15 protein-coding genes are annotated in these 16,794 nt (G+C 47.0%); 11 read left to right on the plus strand and 4 right to left on the minus strand.

Going from position 1 to position 16,794, the window contains the following annotated elements; all coding sequences use genetic code 11:
* The first annotated feature begins 74 nt into the window (after positions 1-74).
* The 6 genes from BMW94_RS08440 to BMW94_RS08465 all read left to right on the plus strand — a co-directional run bounded on the left by BMW94_RS08440 (position 75) and on the right by BMW94_RS08465 (position 5,238).
* Positions 75-524: a DUF6386 family protein gene (locus BMW94_RS08440; RefSeq protein WP_090996923.1), complete on the plus strand. Its 450-nt coding sequence runs from the start codon at positions 75-77 to the stop codon at positions 522-524.
* A gap of 35 nt (positions 525-559) precedes the next feature.
* The gene (locus BMW94_RS08445) at positions 560-1,189 is read left to right on the plus strand and encodes an SMI1/KNR4 family protein (RefSeq protein WP_254790175.1); all 630 of its coding nucleotides are present in this window, start codon (positions 560-562) and stop codon (positions 1,187-1,189) included.
* A gap of 216 nt (positions 1,190-1,405) precedes the next feature.
* The gene (locus BMW94_RS08450; protein ID WP_254790176.1) at positions 1,406-1,954 is read left to right on the plus strand and encodes an RNA polymerase sigma factor; all 549 of its coding nucleotides are present in this window, start codon (positions 1,406-1,408) and stop codon (positions 1,952-1,954) included.
* Positions 1,944-3,086: a DUF4179 domain-containing protein gene (locus tag BMW94_RS08455; RefSeq protein ID WP_090996926.1), complete on the plus strand. Its 1,143-nt coding sequence runs from the start codon at positions 1,944-1,946 to the stop codon at positions 3,084-3,086. Before BMW94_RS08450 ends, BMW94_RS08455 begins: the two co-directional genes overlap by 11 nt.
* Positions 3,087-3,320: 234 nt before the next feature.
* Positions 3,321-4,337 (plus strand): pectate lyase family protein, encoded by a 1,017-nt coding sequence (locus tag BMW94_RS08460; RefSeq protein ID WP_254790188.1) that lies wholly within the window; start codon positions 3,321-3,323, stop codon positions 4,335-4,337.
* A gap of 412 nt (positions 4,338-4,749) precedes the next feature.
* The gene (locus BMW94_RS08465; RefSeq protein ID WP_090996932.1) at positions 4,750-5,238 is read left to right on the plus strand and encodes a hypothetical protein; all 489 of its coding nucleotides are present in this window, start codon (positions 4,750-4,752) and stop codon (positions 5,236-5,238) included.
* 135 nt (positions 5,239-5,373) lie between these two features.
* Here the strand turns inward: BMW94_RS08465 and BMW94_RS08470 are convergent, their stop codons facing one another.
* A complete protein-coding gene (locus tag BMW94_RS08470) occupies positions 5,374-5,739 on the minus strand; it encodes a VOC family protein (RefSeq protein WP_090996935.1) in 366 nt (121 codons plus the stop codon).
* 232 nt (positions 5,740-5,971) lie between these two features.
* Here BMW94_RS08470 and BMW94_RS08475 point away from each other — a divergent pair, with 232 nt between their 5' ends.
* From BMW94_RS08475 to BMW94_RS08490, 4 genes are all read left to right on the plus strand, one after another.
* Entirely contained in the window at positions 5,972-7,228 is a 1,257-nt protein-coding gene (locus BMW94_RS08475; protein WP_090996938.1) for an amidohydrolase, read from the plus strand.
* Positions 7,229-7,812: 584 nt separating this feature from the next.
* The gene (locus tag BMW94_RS08480) at positions 7,813-10,092 is read left to right on the plus strand and encodes a carboxylesterase/lipase family protein (RefSeq protein ID WP_090996941.1); all 2,280 of its coding nucleotides are present in this window, start codon (positions 7,813-7,815) and stop codon (positions 10,090-10,092) included.
* Positions 10,093-10,396: 304 nt separating this feature from the next.
* Positions 10,397-11,353 carry a helix-turn-helix transcriptional regulator gene (locus BMW94_RS08485; RefSeq protein WP_090996944.1) on the plus strand — a complete coding sequence of 319 codons (957 nt, stop codon included), beginning with the start codon at positions 10,397-10,399 and terminating at the stop codon, positions 11,351-11,353.
* 110 nt (positions 11,354-11,463) lie between these two features.
* A complete protein-coding gene (locus tag BMW94_RS08490) occupies positions 11,464-12,651 on the plus strand; it encodes an MFS transporter (protein WP_090996947.1) in 1,188 nt (395 codons plus the stop codon).
* 5 nt (positions 12,652-12,656) lie between these two features.
* Here the strand turns inward: BMW94_RS08490 and BMW94_RS08495 are convergent, their stop codons facing one another.
* From BMW94_RS08495 to BMW94_RS08505, 3 genes are read right to left on the minus strand one after another with little or no spacing between them, the layout of a single operon-like run.
* Positions 12,657-13,313: an Imm50 family immunity protein gene (locus BMW94_RS08495; RefSeq protein WP_090996950.1), complete on the minus strand. Its 657-nt coding sequence runs from the start codon at positions 13,311-13,313 to the stop codon at positions 12,657-12,659.
* A 60-nt stretch (positions 13,314-13,373) separates the two neighbouring features.
* Entirely contained in the window at positions 13,374-13,931 is a 558-nt protein-coding gene (locus BMW94_RS08500; RefSeq protein ID WP_090996953.1) for a DUF1697 domain-containing protein, read from the minus strand.
* 34 nt (positions 13,932-13,965) lie between these two features.
* Positions 13,966-14,616, minus strand: coding sequence for a hypothetical protein (locus tag BMW94_RS08505; RefSeq protein WP_090996957.1), 651 nt, complete (start codon positions 14,614-14,616; stop codon positions 13,966-13,968).
* 433 nt (positions 14,617-15,049) lie between these two features.
* Between BMW94_RS08505 and BMW94_RS08510 the strand changes: the two genes are divergently transcribed.
* Positions 15,050-16,684: a DUF1593 domain-containing protein gene (locus BMW94_RS08510; RefSeq protein ID WP_090996960.1), complete on the plus strand. Its 1,635-nt coding sequence runs from the start codon at positions 15,050-15,052 to the stop codon at positions 16,682-16,684.
* The last annotated feature ends 110 nt before the right edge of the window (positions 16,685-16,794 follow it).

Consider the following 16,794-nt stretch of genomic DNA (forward strand, 5'->3'; position numbering starts at 1 on the left):
GAATAGTTCCACTATAAACCTTAGGTCTGACCTAGGGTCAAGGTGTTTATTTTGAATTAGAAAGGAGAGATAGAATGAACGGGAAATTTCAGATCTTCACGGATACGGCAGCATTGTGCCTGTACGATCTGGGGGCGCTAAAACATCGTGTTGGAGACACACCGGACTGGTGGTCTATTGCAGAGGATGAACTGACAGAGGTAAATGCAGGCAACTGTTTGTTTCTGAATCTGGGTGAAGATGGACAGTATGAGGTGACATGGAGTCTGGATGATGCGGGGAAGGAACTGGAGACTGCACAGGTATACCATTTACGTGTCCCTTCCGGTAACGTGTATCTGGGAGCTGCCGATGATGTAACTGGGGGTGAGTTGGAGCCGGATGAGTCATGTGGCGGTGTATTGCTCCAGTTGAACCCTGGAAATTATGCATGTACGGTAACGAAGGAAGACAACCAAATTTCGATTCATATCACACCCAGTCTGCAAAGTGAAAATAGTTTGAATGACTTGATCCGGATCTAATATTATGGGTACGCAATGGAAGGAGGCATATGGAAATGGAAATGTACAAGTCCCAGTTGGAACGCATACAGGGAAAGTTGAACAAACTCCAGACTCTGGACCCGGAGCAGAATCTGTTTGGGGCAGAGAATCATCAATATGATATGGCTCCGGTATGGACATTGGACGAAATTAAAGCTTTTGAACAGAAATGGAAGATAGCGCTGCCTGAAGAGTATCAAGCTTTTTTGCTTGGGATTGGAAGTGGAGGTGCAGGTCCTTACTATGGGCTGGAAAAGCCTGAGAACGGCATATATTTGGTGATGGATTATGATGATGAGTTGAATGCGATTTCCGAGCCGTTCCCACATGTGGAATCCTGGAATTGGGATGTTGAATGGTATGATGAGAGCAAAGAAGAGGACGAGTGGGCAGCGCTTGAACATGAGTATTATGATCCGAAATGGTCGGCAGGGATGCTGCGAATTAGTGATTTTGGATGTGGCGTCTCGCTTAATCTGATCGTGAAGGGATTGTCTTATGGAGAGATCTGGACCGATGATCGAGCGAACAGTAATGGGATTTATCCGGATCAGTATATGGGCAACACGGAGCGGCTGGGTTTTCTGGACTGGTATGAATTGTGGCTTGACCGCTCGATCAATGAATTAAATGAGCAAGAGTAGTAGCTTTTAGCTAACTTTTAGATGGAAGCAGCTACAAATCAGGATGACAATGAGCTGGAATGGTTTGAACTTTAAATAACGATGCGGAAATCAATACAAGAGCTTCCTCCTCAGGATTAGGCGGGGCTTTTTTGTGATGGAAAATAAATAAAAAAACGGTTTGGCTTGTTCATCCGTCTTAAACCACAGAAAGAGAGAGAAGGAGGGGATTGCGGGGTGGAAACCAAAGCCGAGATGAAAAAGATGCTGTTTGTACAGAGCGAAGACGAGACGGCATTTGTCCAATCCATCATGGAGCATCAGGACACGCTGATCTCCATTGCCTACAGTTACCTGCGTAATCGTCACGATGCGCTCGAAGCGGTGCAGGAGATGACATGCCGGGCCTGGATCAAGCGTCGCTCTCTGAAAAATGAGAAGGCGTTCAAATCATGGATTATTCGTATTCTGATCTATGTGTGCATTGATGAACAAAGGCGTCGCAAACGGGCTACACCACTGCCGAGCGAAGGATTGGAAGAGGCAATATCCGAGTCTGGCAGTGCAGAATGCAGCGACAACAGACTTGCAATGTGGTCCATGCTTGAGAAAATCAAACCCAAATACCGTCATGTATTACTGTTGAAATACTATAACGACATGACGTCAATTGAGATTGCATCCATTCTCGGCAAACCGGAGGGTACCATCAAGACCTGGCAGCATAAAGGGTTGGAACTGTTACGGAAACAGATGAAGAACAGGGGGGATTGGCATGACAACTAGTCCGGAGGAACAGGCACTTATCGCAGATGCTTCCCAGGTTAAGCTGGAGAGACAGCAATTGAATCCGGCGGACACGGCCTTTGCGATTCAGCGAGGTCTGGCAAAGGCCAGAACCCGGCGAATGACAGGTCATGTGCAATTAAAGTGGATTACGGCGGTGCTCGTAACCGCTCTGGCAGCCGGTTGGCTGCTGATGGGTCCGCTTGGCAGTTCCACACCACAACAGGCCATGTACAGCCAGCCCGCACAGAATTGGGAAGATCTTGAACCTTTTCGGGAGTTGGCTGAAAAGGATGTAGACGGAAATACGATTGCATCCGCAATTAACAATGGTTATGTACAGCTCGTGAATCGTTCTGTGAAATCAGGAATATATCAGTTAACCGTCAATGCAGTGATGGCGGATGAAAACAAGATAATTGTATTGTATACAGCCCAGACGGATGCTTCCCAGGAGATATATTCGGTTCCCAAAACGAGTATGGTCAATGGCATGACGAACCAATCACTTGGCAATGGCGGTATAAGCAGTCTGTATAGCTCCAATGGAAAGTATACACTCTACGGACGTAGCACCGTTGAAATGGATGGGAATACACCGCTTCCTGGACAAGTGAAGTTCAATTTCCGCATTTCATCTGTAGTTCCTGATCTGCTGGCTGACACGAATAAGGTTAAAAAAGATACCAAATACCAATTTTCGAAACCGATGGAAGTGAGCTTCGATCTGGACCCTAAATTTTCGGTACCCAAGACCGAGAAGATCAAACTTAATCAGTTATTTACGATTGGCGGTCATGAGGTAATGTTATCTGAAGCAGAGGTATCTCCACTTGTGACACGGGTAAGATTTATCTATGAACCTAATCAAAAGATGGATTATAAAACCAAACTCTCCGTCAGTGATGTCGTTAACCCTACCGAGATTGTATCCACCACCAAGGACGGGCAGAAGACTAAGTTGTCCCGTGTGTCAGGTAACGAGACGGAAGATGGGATGATCTATTCCTTCAGTAGTAATCTGCTGGATGCCACCCAATCTCTGGTATTAAAACTTCACGGTGAACCGGGCAAAGTTTACGATGATTTGCAGGAAGCGGAGAAACATAAGCTGGAACTGAAAATCAAATAGGATTCAGAGGAAGTGCGATACAAAGTCATGGTTTTTGCAGATGGCTTTGTGTCGTCTTTCCATTTATCTTATACGGGGACTGCTGTTGCAAAAAAATAAAAATAATGGTTAAATTGCAATTTTTGTATTGTCACATCCGATGTTACACGATATAATCTACTTGTCTTGAAGGATAAAATTATAAAGGATGGTGAAATTTTGAAGAAATTTTCGATTCTTTTACTCGCTGTAACCCTGTTATTGTTGACAGTCTCTACAGTCTCTACGGCACCCGCTACATATGGTGCGGCCAGTTATCCCAACACAGGCACGAATGGTTTAACGGGTTTTGCCGGTAACGCCAAAAATGAGAGTGGTGTATCCAAATCAGCCACGACAGGTGGCAAGAACGGTCAGGTTGTCTACGTCAGCAATCTGAATGATTTGCGAACGCATATGGCAGGCTCAACTGCCAAGATTGTAGTTGTTGAACAAAATATTTCTTCGTCTACGTTGCAAAAAGTCGAATTTGGATCGAACAAAACGCTGGTAGGCTCCTTTAATAACCACACGCTGACGAACATTCATTTCAGATCGACGTCCAGCTCAAGCAATGTCATTTTTCAGAACCTGACTTTTGAACACGCTTCCAATATTAATGCTAACGATGATATCCAGATGTATATTACTTCAGGCTCCAACTACTGGATTGATCATGTGACGTTCTCCGGCCACAGCTACAGCTCGAGCGGCAGTGATCTGGACAAGCTCCTGTACATTGGGGATCGTGCAGATTATATTACGATCAGCAACTCCAAATTTGCAAACCACAAATACGGAATTATTCTCGGATATCCGAATGATGGCAACAGCAGCTATAATGGTGTACCTCATGTAACGATGGCTAATAACTATTTTGAAAACCTGTATGTACGTGGTCCTGGTCTCATGAGATACGGTTATTTCCATATCAAAAACAACTACGCCAACAACTTTAACCAGGCGATTACCATTGGCGAGAAAGCTCGTATTTATTCCGAAAACAATTATTTTGGTGCTGGTGCTGAAAAAGGCGGCATTCTGGATGATAAAGGAAACGGAGAGTTTACGGATACAGGCAGTACACCTGCGTTAAGCAGTCCGTCTTCTCCAAAAACGAACTGGAGACCAAGCTCCAACTATAGCTATGAAGTGCAGACAGCCAGTTATGCTCGCGAATTTGTCACCAAGTACGCAGGTTCGTCTAACACAACACTTGTGTTCGGAAAATAAGGGTAGCTGATCTCCTTCTGGAATAACAGATTAGAAGCCATGGTTGTGGACCTGAGCGAGTTGGTATCGGACAAGAACGAAGTACGTTCTACAACTGATACGCTGTAAAATAAAGCAGGGCTGAAGCGGGCTACTGCATCGGAGTCATCTGATTACACCAGTTTATATTCGAAGTTCAGTTACTGAGCCTGTCTCCAACCATGATGTGGGGGCAGGCTTGGTTGTTTTTTGGAAGGGATGATCTCGTTGGCCGTTGACAACGAAACCATTGTGGATGTTCATCCAGGCCCACTATAATGGGAGAATAGGAATACATAAAAACGTTGGAGAAAACGAGATTCTTTCCTTACATAAGGAGGCAGACCGATATTTATCAATTAAGCACCAATATTATCTCGTGGGGGAGCAGAACGTGAAGATTGGAATAACGGAACAAAAGCAGGCGAGATGCGACCAGACAGATGAAGCGACGAATGAAAATTACGGTAATCGCGTTCGTTTCTATGATCGGAACTCCCTTGAAGATATGGACTGGCCTAACACGGAGGATGGCAGATATGCAAGAGCATATTTGGAACCCCTGATGTTTCAAGGGACGCGGGGCTTCATGATAAATGCAAGCACAAACCTGCTTATCGCCCGGATCGACGATCTTGTGCTTCCGTTGACGGTAAATGAGCTGTCAGCTTGCCTGATTGGACAGGCCCGTGAGAACGGCCATCTGTTGCATGAGAGTGCTGGTGCTGCGCAGTTCAAGCGCAACCGTGGGGCTGTGTCGGATTTCGAGTATTCCGCTGTGTATGAGCGCCATCTGCCAATGAGCAGACGCTGGTGCTGGCTGCTGCTTGAACGGCTTTCGAATCTTGTGGGTGTACCGCTAATGCGTCGGATGAAGCTGTAAACTTGCACAACAGCGCGCTGACGCCGTCCTATGTGGGGTGTGCGTGCAGGTTTGGCTCCACACACACAACAGGTCAGTCATCGTGAAACGTACACTTATTTAAAACCGCTCCTCTCCATCATGATCGAGCCTTGATCATGCATGTTCGGCCAACTGCACTTCGAAGCCATCTGGGTCAGCAATGTAAATAAACCGCAGATGCGGATTGGGCTGGACGGGGCCTCGTGCAATCGGGATGCCTAATGCGGCGAGCTGCTCCATGGCTTCGTCCAGTGAACGTACCTCGTAGCCGATCGAAACGCCGGCCTCTGGCTTGAGTGTGGTTGCGCTGCCCTCAATCAGTTCCAGCTTTGTTTCATTTTCCAGTCCCAGCATGGCAATCTGTCGTCCACGGCTTTTGAATCTGCGCTGAATCGGCAGCCCGAGCATGTCGTGGTAGAAGCGGAGTGAAGCTTCCAGATCACGTACCCGCAGTGTGACCCAGTTTAGTCTGATCAACATAAATGAATCTCTCCTTTTTTGCGTCATATTCATCAACGTTAGGCTTATTATACGACAATCTTCTGTGTGGGCCTACCACGGCAACAAAAGGTTCGAGCGTTGACAAAGTGACAATTGCTTCTTGCAAATGCGGTAAATCGCGAAACAGGATTAGCGAGCTATGGTATAGAATTCGTAGTGTAAAGGTGTATGTATGATCAAATAGAGAGCTTGATGAGAGAGGTGAGTGACCATGATTGATATTATTGCGCTTCGACGAGACCTTCACGAACATCCCGAGCTGGGATTCACCGAATTTCGTACGGCTACCAAAGTCGTGCAGATGTTAACGGAACTGGGTTACCATGTGGCCTATGGAAAAGATGCGATTGATGACACATCGCGGCGAGGTCTGCCAAACCCTGAAGTGTTGGAAGATGCATATCAGCGTGCCATCGATGAAGGGGCAGATTCAGCGATTGTGCAGCAGATGCGCGGGGGATTCACGGCGGTTGTCGCTGAGTTGCAAGGAGAAGAGGAAGGACCTACAACGGCGTTTCGCTTCGATATGGATGCACTTCCGATCCGTGAGAGCAAGTCAGATAAGCATATACCACAAGCGGGGCAATTCCGCTCCAGTCATGAAGGCATCATGCACGCTTGCGCACACGATGGACACACAGCCATTGGTCTTGCACTTGCAGAACGTTTGAGTAATCGAAAGTTTGCCGGGAAGATCCGTTTGCTGTTCCAGCCTGCTGAGGAAGGTGTGCGTGGTGCGTATGCCATGGTCGAAAAAGGCATGCTGGAACAGGTAGATCTTCTGTTCTGCATACATCTGGGTACAGGTGTGCCATCCGGTCATGTGAGAGGAGCGTCTGCCGGATTCCTGGCAACGACCAAGCTGGAAGCCCATTTTACAGGTGTGTCTTCTCATGCCGGAGCTACACCGGAGGAAGGACGGAATGCTTTGCTGGGAGCCTCTACAGCACTCCTTAATATTCATGCGTTGCCACGGTTTAGCACGGCAGATACACGCATTAATGTGGGTATTCTTGAGGGCGGAACGGGGGCCAATATTATTCCCGAGCACGCACGGATGGTCATTGAAACCCGTTCAACAAGTGAAGAAACGAATCGTGAGCTGGAGCGACGGGTGCGTCAGATTATCGAGCACAGCGCGGCGATGCATGAGTTAAGCTCCACGGTTGAAGTCATCGGCGGTGCAGTCCCTATTCGCTGTGATATGGAGCTTGCCGAACTTGCTGTGCAGCAAGCAGCAGGCATCGCTGGCTTCACTCATGCGGAGGCTATTTCGGATGGTGCCTCACTCGGAAGTGAGGATGCCAGTTACATGATTCGGCGTGTACAGGAACAAGGCGGGAAAGCGACGTATATGATCATTGGCAGCGAGCTGCCTGCTCCGCATCATCATCCTGAATTTGATATTGATGAAGCAGTGCTGGCCCCTGCGGTGGAACTGCTGGAAAAGTTGGCACGTACACTGTAAAAGACGGATTTGTAGGACATCAGATATCGATGGATTGAGAGTTAACAGTCCAGATGATCATGATGTAAGTTAAGTTGAACCCGCAGGGGAATGCGGGTTTTTAGTGTTACCTCTGTCAGAGATCATATATAGATGATTCAAAAAGATATTGCGAACGCTTACATTATGTGCTAACATCAGCATAACAACAGGATTGTAACCGTGCTTTAGGGCAATACCTGTGTCAGTTCATTCGTTGGTTCTTTGTTCATCAAACGATTGATTGCGTTTACATTATTATATGGAATGAGCCTTATTCCTCAGGGTTGTTACTGATTGCAGGCAAAACCTGAATTGAGGGCAGTAGACCACGCTAAAGTGATGTCTGCTTGCCTTCGGTTCAGGTTTTTTTATATAAGTAAAATGCCTGATGGCATGGCCGCAAGTGCCGTAGCAGATATTTCGAGCAGAAAGGAGCGCAGTGATTTAATTTTTCCTAAATAGAGATATAGACTCATCCAGACATTGGAATACTGATTCAAAGACGCCCATTTCCAATGAAATTATCCCATCACACACTATTTGACAGCGAGGAGATTGTTGACATGAAAACCATTAAACGTTCGATTGCCATAGCAACAATTCTTGGGTTATGTGTATCCGGGTTACCGGCATATGCAGCAGGCAATACAGCAGGCAATACAGCAGGCAATACAGCAGGCAATACAGCAACCTTTTCTTCAGCAGCGATGGACAAGCTGATCCAATCCGAGCTTATTCGCGGCAGCGGTCAAGGCGTTAATGCGGCATATCTGAACAAAAAGGCTACACGCATTCAGGCTGCAGTCCTTTACTTGCGTTTGTCCGGATTGGAGAAAGAAGCACTCGCCTATCAAGGAACGGAAACATATGACGATGCGGCTCAGGCAGGCAAAGTATTGCAACCGGTCGTTGGATACTTGAAGCAGCATCCGTATGTAGCTGAGATCGTAGCAGGAACGGAGAAATTTGAACCGAATGCACCCCTGACAGCGGAAGGTTATGCCGAAATGCTGCTGAAGGTCCTTGGATATGAAGCGGGTACGGATTATGAGCAAGGAGCAGCTTCCACGTATGCGGCAGGCAAAGGAATCAAGGCGCTTCAAGGGAAGGGAGCGAGTCAACTTACCAACCGTCTGATGGCCGAGGCAGCCGCACAGGCTTTGCAGACGCAGCTCAAGAATGGCAGTGGAACCTTGGAGCAAAGCTGGTTGAAACATAAAGAAGCCGGGGGGTTCAAACCTCAAACGGTGCAACAGACCCAATATGGTGTGATTGATGGCAAAACCTATGAGCAATATGGCACGCTCGGCTGGCTTGGTGTTCCTTACGCGGCACCTCCGGTAGGTGAACTGCGCTGGAAAGCCCCGCAAGAACCGAAAGCATGGACAGGTACCAGATCAACTAAGGAATTTGCAGCGAACAGCTTGCAGATCTCCGGTAAAAATACTGTAGGCAGCGAGGATTCATTGTATCTCAACATCTGGCGTCCCGACACGACCAGTTCGAAGCTTCCGGTCATGGTGTTCCTGCACGGCGGCGGGAATATGACCGGATCAGGCAAGGATTTTCAGGGTGAACAGCTTGCACGCAACACGAACAGCATTATCATCTCTGTGAACTATCGTTTGGGGGCTCTTGGGTTCTTCCAAAATGCTGCATTGAAAACCGGAGATGCTCTTGATGATTCGGGCAACTATGGCTTGCTTGATGCATTCCGTGCATTGCAGTGGGTACAGGATAATATTGAAGGGTTTGGCGGAGATACAGGCAATGTTACATTAGCCGGACAATCTGCCGGTGCACGTGATGTGCTGGCAACTCTGATTTCTCCACTTAGTAAAGGACTTTATCAAAAAGCGGTTGCTTTCAGCGGAGGGTTGACGACAGCCTCACCGGAAGAAGGCGAGCAAAAATCGGGGGATGTACTCGTGAAACTGGTCGTGCAAGAGGGGAAAGCAGCTAACGCAGTAGAAGCCAAAGCGTGGATAAGCAAGCAATCTCCTGCACAGCTGGAGAGCTATCTCCGTGCACTGCCTGCGGACAAGTTGGTCACAGCGTTTGGGGCAACCGCAATTCGTATGGAACCATTCCCGCATCTGTTCCGGGATGGCACCGTGATTCCAAAAGAAGGATTTGACGCCATCAAGAGCGGTAATTACACGAAAGTTCCTGTCTTGCTCGGCAGCCTGGAAACGGAGTTTTCCGGATTTGCCTTCGGTGATCCAAACTTCTCTCCATCCATTACGGATGGAACGCTGTTTACCGATAAAACCAAGGCGGAGCAATATGCGGCTGCGTTGAAATATGGTAGTGAAGCTTATGCAGGCTTTAATGCAGAGCGGGTAGCCGAGCAATTGACGGGTGAAGCAGGTCAGCCACCGGTATATGCTTATCGTTTTGCATGGGGTACACAGCCAGGTGTCATCTCTGAACGTTTGCATACATTAATCGGTGCTCCACATGGTGCGGACATGGACTTTTATACAGGCCACGCAGACGGCATTGCTGCTTATTTCCCTGAGGGGTACTTTAGCGAGACGAACCAACCAGGGCGTGATGAGTTGTCCGCCGCGATGGCAGCATACCTGAAGCAGTTCCTGTACACAGGTAATCCAGGTACGGGCGGGTCCTCTGATCTGGCGGCGTGGACACCTTGGACAAAAGATGCTCAAGCCCCGATCATGCGTCTGGATGCAAGCACTACAACGGCAGAGATTGGCATGTCCACGCAATATAATGAAGGCAAGGATGCGGTAATGGCGAAAATGAAAAAAGAATTGCCAGACGAGACATACAAGTTGCTGACGGAGAAGGTATTTGCCGGACGCTTTTTCTGGGAGTAAGGACTGGATGAAATAAACAAGTTTTTATAATAGCTGTGTAATATATATAGGGCATAGTCATGCGAAAGGACATGAGAGAATGATCTCTCGTGTCCATTTTTAGTTGCAGGCGTATCTCCTCATTTTTCAATGCGAAAATTCCATTTCACCAGGCGGTTTCTGGATCGTTTCAGTATGAAGTGTAGTGATCTCGTCTTGGGGCTGGTCTAATAGCAGAAATTGAGGTAGAATTATTGAGAATTATTCTCAATTAAACTAATCTCTTTCTGGAGTTAAGATCAAGTTATAGACGAGGTGAGAACACATGGGTTTCGATTCGTTAGCCGTTGTATACCAGCATTACTTAACGCAGGAACCATTCAGTCAGCAAGATGAACATACGTACCTGCTCTCTGCCAAAGCGGGCAGTGGCAATATAAAAAGAGTAACCACGTATAGTGGCATCGAAATTGTGTATTCTCAGATTCATTATAGTGAACCATGTTCGACGTTCTTTGCATCGAATATTCCCATCATTGAGCTGCAATTTGCCTTGTCAGGTGCGCGCTATGTAGACATATCCGGTCAGCAATATACGCTGCCCACTGGACAGGGAGCACTCATCATGATGCGTGATTTTGAAGCCTGGTTCCATCCGCCTGCGCAGGAGAACTATACTTCATTTGCCATCGGAATTCCGATCTCGTTGTTCAATTATGCGGGTGCACAATTGGCAACCAGCCAGTCCATTCGGTTTCAGGACATTTTGGGGCATTGTGTATTCAAGCCTATCATATTTCAGCTGGATCACAGAATTCGAACGATGATTGACAGTTTGATTGGGGAATTAAACAACCCCTATAGATCTTCCTTAATGATGGAAGCGACCGCATTGGAGATATTGAATCGGTTTATGATTCAGCTGTTTGATCTGGCTCCTATTCCTTCGGGATTTTCAAGAGAGGATATACGGAAGCTGCATACCGCCCGGGAGATTATGGAGGCAAGCATGGTGGACCCTCCATCCCTGCTGGCGTTGTCCAAACAGGTGGGTCTGAATGACTTCAAATTGAAAAAAGGCTTCAAAGCGCTGTTCGGCACTACCGTATTTGAATATTTGCGCCAGATTCGTCTGGATAACGCCATGAAATTACTGCGCAATCAGGAGAACAACGTCACGGAGGCAGCGATCGCCGTTGGTTACAGCAATATCAGTGCCTTTTCCCAGCAATTCTATCGCAAATTCGGCATCAAGCCATCGGAAATGAAAAAAATATATTAATAATCCGTCTAACCGTTAGTTGTTCCGTATGGAGGCAGTCAAGATTCTCTCAGCCTTATATACTCCAGGTACAGTGGATACTGTACTGAAGAACAAAGGAGTGTATGAGCGTGAACAGAATCAGAGGAAGTATCTTTTTTAGCGTATTTGCAGCCATGTTGGGTCTTATGCTTATTGCTCCCATTATGCCGCCGCTTATTCGTGAGCTGGGAATGAAAGAAAGTCATTCCGGGCTAATTATTTCACTCGGGTCCATCGCCATGGCTGTGATGGGTCCGGTATGGGGCAGATTCAGTGATCTGAAAGGCAGAAAACCAATCATATTGATTGGATTCATAGGCATGTCCATAAGCTGTGCGTTGTTTGCTCTGGCGATGTATAGTGGGTTAAATGCGTGGATCGGAGGAGGCCTTCTGTTAACCCTTTTGATTGTAACGCGGAGCTTGATCGGTATGTTCATTCCGGCCGTGTTATCCTCTTCTCAGGCATATATGGGAGATGTGACGGAAGGAGAAGAGCGGGGAAGCGGGATGGCGATTATTAGTGCCGCCAATGGGCTGGGACTTGTATTTGGCCCTGCGATTGCAGGCGCTTTTACCATTATCGGACTCCTGTGGCCGCTTTACTTTGGTATTTTTATTGCGATAGCGGCGTTTATCATTGCTTTGTTGCTCATTCCTGCTGCCAAGCCGGTCATTCAGGAGAAAGCGCCCAAGGTTAACCCGCTCCAACGCGGTTTGCGTATGTATCTTGCTGCCGGATTGGTTACGATGATTGGCATTATGACGGTACAGGTTGTCGGTGGATTTTATTTCCAGGACCAACTCGCATTATCTCCAGGGGCTACAGCCCGAATGGTCTCGTTTGGACTGATGTTCTCCGGAGCTGCGATGCTGATCATGCAGGTGATCCAGATGAAGTGGTTGAAATGGCAGCCGCGGCCGATGATTTTGCTCGGTTCCCTTTTTCTACTCGCAAGCATGGTATTGTTTCTGATTTCCAGTCAATTGGTTGTCTATTATCTCTCCTTCTTCCTGTTCGGCATGGGCTCGGGTCTGATGATGCCTGGTTTTATGGCCGGGGCTTCTCTTTCGGTCAGCAAAGAACAACAGGGCGGCGCAGCCGGATTGGTTGCAGCGATTCAAGGCATATCTGCCGTGATCACCCCTTTACTGACAACAACGTTGTATCAGGTGGATAAACATATTCCGTTCATGCTGGTAGCCCTGTTGGTTCTAGTCATGGGTGCAGTCATGTTGGGATCGAGAAAAACTCAAACCCATTCCGTTGCCGGGTAATGTTATTAGCCTAACTGAACCACAACTTTGCGGCATAGAAATCTCGCTGCAAATCCGGTTATCGCGTCCAGTTGCACGCCAATCTGTTCACCCTCGTAAGCGAAGCTGAGCTGCAAGCAGACATTGCTTTCCTCGGCGGGAGAGATGTCCTTAAACTGGACGTCTTCAAAATTAAAGTCGAGGGGCTGTTCCAACCCGTCTGTGGAAGTATGCGTAATCGTCAGGGACAGATTTTCAAACTTATCGCCTTGATCTGCGTTTTGCAGCTTCACATTGGTTAGTTCATCGTAGTGAAAGGGTGGGAAGAACCCCAACGTATCGATCACGTTCTGGGCACCTTCTATGGAATTGAGTGGTGAGAAGATCATTTCAAACTGCCAGGCTTCCATCAATCGTGAATCATACTGGGGGCTTGTGTACAGCAGGATCGAATCAGGTCCGCATTCTATTGCCGTTCCAATAAATGCGGCCCAGCCTGCTGTTCCAACCTCACCAACCGTTATCAAAATCTGATCTTGAGCATGCAGCCTTAATTCGCAATCTGAATTGAAGTGTACTCGGAAAGCTGGTACCTTCACCTGCCATCCCGTATTCGGAGCAAAATAAAATTCCTCCCGCTCCACAGATTTTATGCTAACGTTCCATGTCCGCTCCTGATTCATGCAATCCCCTCCGTTATACATAAGCTTTGAAAACTGGCAAGACACTTCACTTGGCCTTGATCATCTCTCAGCCGCAGCCTGCATCAGCTTGTAAATCTGGCGGGTGGTGTTCACGTTCCGAACCGTCATATATTTGTAGACCTTGGAGCCTATGAGTTTGTTCATGCCACTTTGGGTGACAAGTTCTTTACTGACGGAGTATAAAATGGCTCCGGGAACATATAGCAATGTGCCGATTTCCGGTTTGATGGGCAGTTTGTCCAGAACTGAAATGTCATTTACCTCATCCCAGAGGAACATGACATCACTTTTGGCCGCGGCATCATTCGTCCATTCCTCCGGCAATGCCTGAATAACCGTCCGTACTTCATCCAGATTACGTACCATCACCTTGATCTGTAAGCCAAAATCGACAGCTATGGCTTGTTCAAGAATCTGGGATAATTCCGTATTCGCATCCACGCGTTCCTGATGATCGGCAAAGATAATATTGCCTGAGTTGATATACGTCACCACATCCAACATGCCCGCTTGCTCAAACGTTTCTTTCAATTGCTTCATATTGATTTTATTATTCCCGCCCACATTAATACCCCGAAGCAGAGCAACATAGATCATGATTCAACCCTCCGTATTCTGTGATCCTTTGCTTCTAACGAAATGACAAATACTCAAATAAATGTGCAGTATGCTCTTCTCCCAGTACATCATTCAATATAGGTTCAACATGCTCCAGATATTCGGTTTTGGTTTCATACGTTTCCTCGTCCTTCAATTCTCCAGCATAGGCCCGTGCAGCTTCAATCAGGATGGCCAGTGCATTAAAAAAGTCTGTTAATGAATCGGCAACAAGCTGAGGTTCTTCACCCGCAAAGGCCGCATATACAGGCGAGTTCGGTGCTGCTGTATCCACGATTAAGGGATCATCGTTAAAATTCGCAATGACGGCATGATTTTTTGGCCAAGAGTCTGACTCCTCATAAGGTTCGTTCATGCCGATCCAGCGGTGACCTAGTTGCTGACGATGGAGATGTTCAGGTGCAACAAAGAAGAGCAGAGCTGCATCACCGATCTCGACGGCTGCACTTTTCATTTTGAGTGTGCCTTTGGCCAGTTCATCCATCATCTCGTAGTGGCTGTACAGATATTGGAGCTCTGGAGAGAGCGGAATTCGTTCATCCACTTGCGGCTGGCGTTGTTGTTCACGGGGACGCAGATCATGATTTTTGAAAAGTCCATATGCTTCATTATATAAATCTTGCTGCTCTACTAAACGGATGAGGGCGGCATTTAGCTGTTCCATCGGTGGATGATTCCTCCTTGTATTGGCTTGTTTTCAAGCAGTTACATTCCCTTATAGTCATAAGCATAATCATATATCAAAATGGGAAAGGCTTACACCCTCTGGTTATATAAATTGAACTAAACATTTACACGAAAACGGAGAGGACAGAAATAACCTGAAGAAGCGGAGCTAAAAGCTTTCTAAAAGGAAGCTGCATTATTGTTGAATACGTTTACATTAAACGGCGAACATGCTATACTTTTTCTCAAATGAGGATTGTTACTGCTTTGGCAGGCAAAACCTGAATGTCGATATGCGTGGACTCTGTCCACCTCATATTGATGTTTGGGTTTTTTTGCATTTTACGGTCCATATTAAGTAGCAGGCCAACATCGCAGACATTCCCAAAAAACACATCGCGTGGAACACAAGAAAGGGGAGCATCACGAATATGAGTACAAGAAAATGGTTAAACGTTTTGGCGGCTGGCTGCCTCAGTATGGTTCTGATTGTCAGTGGATGCGCATCCAGAACACCGCAAACGGCTACTGAAACGCCGAACAAGACGGCAGAACAGGAACAAAATGAACCTACAGAAACGGCAGATCATTCCGCAATCAAAGCCAGAACGGTCATTACAACCGATGGTGAAGTGGATGATATGAACTCGGTGATTCGTTTTCTGTTATATTCCAATGAGATGGATCTGGCGGGTATTGTGCTGACCAGTTCAGTGTATCATTATGCAGGCGACGAGCAAGCAGGAATCCAACCTTTCCGCTGGACAGGTACGCAGTGGGTGTACGATATGATTGATGCCTATGGTGAGATTTATCCCAACTTGTCCAAACATGCAGAGGGGTATCCGGAGCCGGAACAGCTTCGCAAGATGACCAAAATCGGTAATATCTCCGACAAAGGAGAGATGGTGAAAGAAACGGAAGGTTCCGAATTTCTCCAAACGCTTTTCCTCGATGAGGATTCCAGAGATCTGATTGTGCAGACCTGGGGCGGAACGAATACAACAGCCAGAGCACTGAAATCAATTGAAGAACAGTACAAGGACACGGCGGAGTGGGAAACGATTCGCAAAAAAGTCAGTGATAAACTGGTGCTATACATCATCCTCGATCAGGATGACAGCTATAACGACTATATTGCAAAAAATTGGCCGGACATTCGCATTCTGAACGACCAATCGAACTTCTGGCATTTTGCCTATGCGTGGAAATTCCATACAGAGGAAGTCAACAGCAAGCTGCATGGCGACTGGATGATCAAAAACATTCTGGATGGTCATGGCAAGTTGTTGGATATGTATGCATCCATGGGTGATGGCAAAATGATTGAAGGCGAGCTGGACGAAGAGCAGCGCGGTAGTGCGGAATATCTGAAGAAAAATCCGCAGTATGACAAATACGATTTTATCTCCGAGGGTGATTCGCCATCCTTTTTCTATCTGATCGACAATGGTCTGCGTAGTATGGAAGACCCTTCCTACGGCGGATGGGGTGGACGCTTCGGTGTGGTAAATGACAAGCTGTTCAGGAACAATGTTCTTGACTACGATCCCTATACCAAACGATATGAGGCCGAATATTCTCTGATGAGATGGTTTGACGATATTCAGAATGACTTTGCGGCTCGTGCCGATTGGGCCGTTGCGGATACCTTTGAAGGAGCCAACCATAATCCGACACTCACCATTAAGGAAGGATTGGACCTGTCCGTCAGCCCGGGTGAGAAAGTAACCCTTCATGCAGAAGGCCAGGACCCGGATGGGGATCAACTGACCTACAAATGGTGGAGATATTTTGAAGCAGATACGTACAAAGATTCCAACGTCCAGGAGGAGAAAGTCCAGCCTGAGATGGCGGGTGATCTGCAGCTTGGATTGCATCGTGAACTGGCGAAGGGTGAGAAGCTGGATACGATTCAATTAGCGGGCAGTGACACCGATGCTGTATCGTTCAACGTACCTGACGATGCCAAATCGGGCGATACCATTCATATCGTAGCCGAAGTACAGGATGATGGGGAGCATCAGTTGAAGCATTATCAACGTGTGATTCTCACTGTAAAATAGCTAAGGATGAAAAAATAAGAAGAAAGAGCCCTTTCATGATGAGAGGGCCTTTTGGCATACAGAGTGGATCGTTATTTATGTATCCAAAGTAATGAAAATTAATATTTCTT

Source organism: Paenibacillus sp. OK003 (assembly GCF_900109515.1).
Classification (GTDB): Bacteria; Bacillota; Bacilli; order Paenibacillales; family Paenibacillaceae; genus Paenibacillus; species Paenibacillus marchantiae.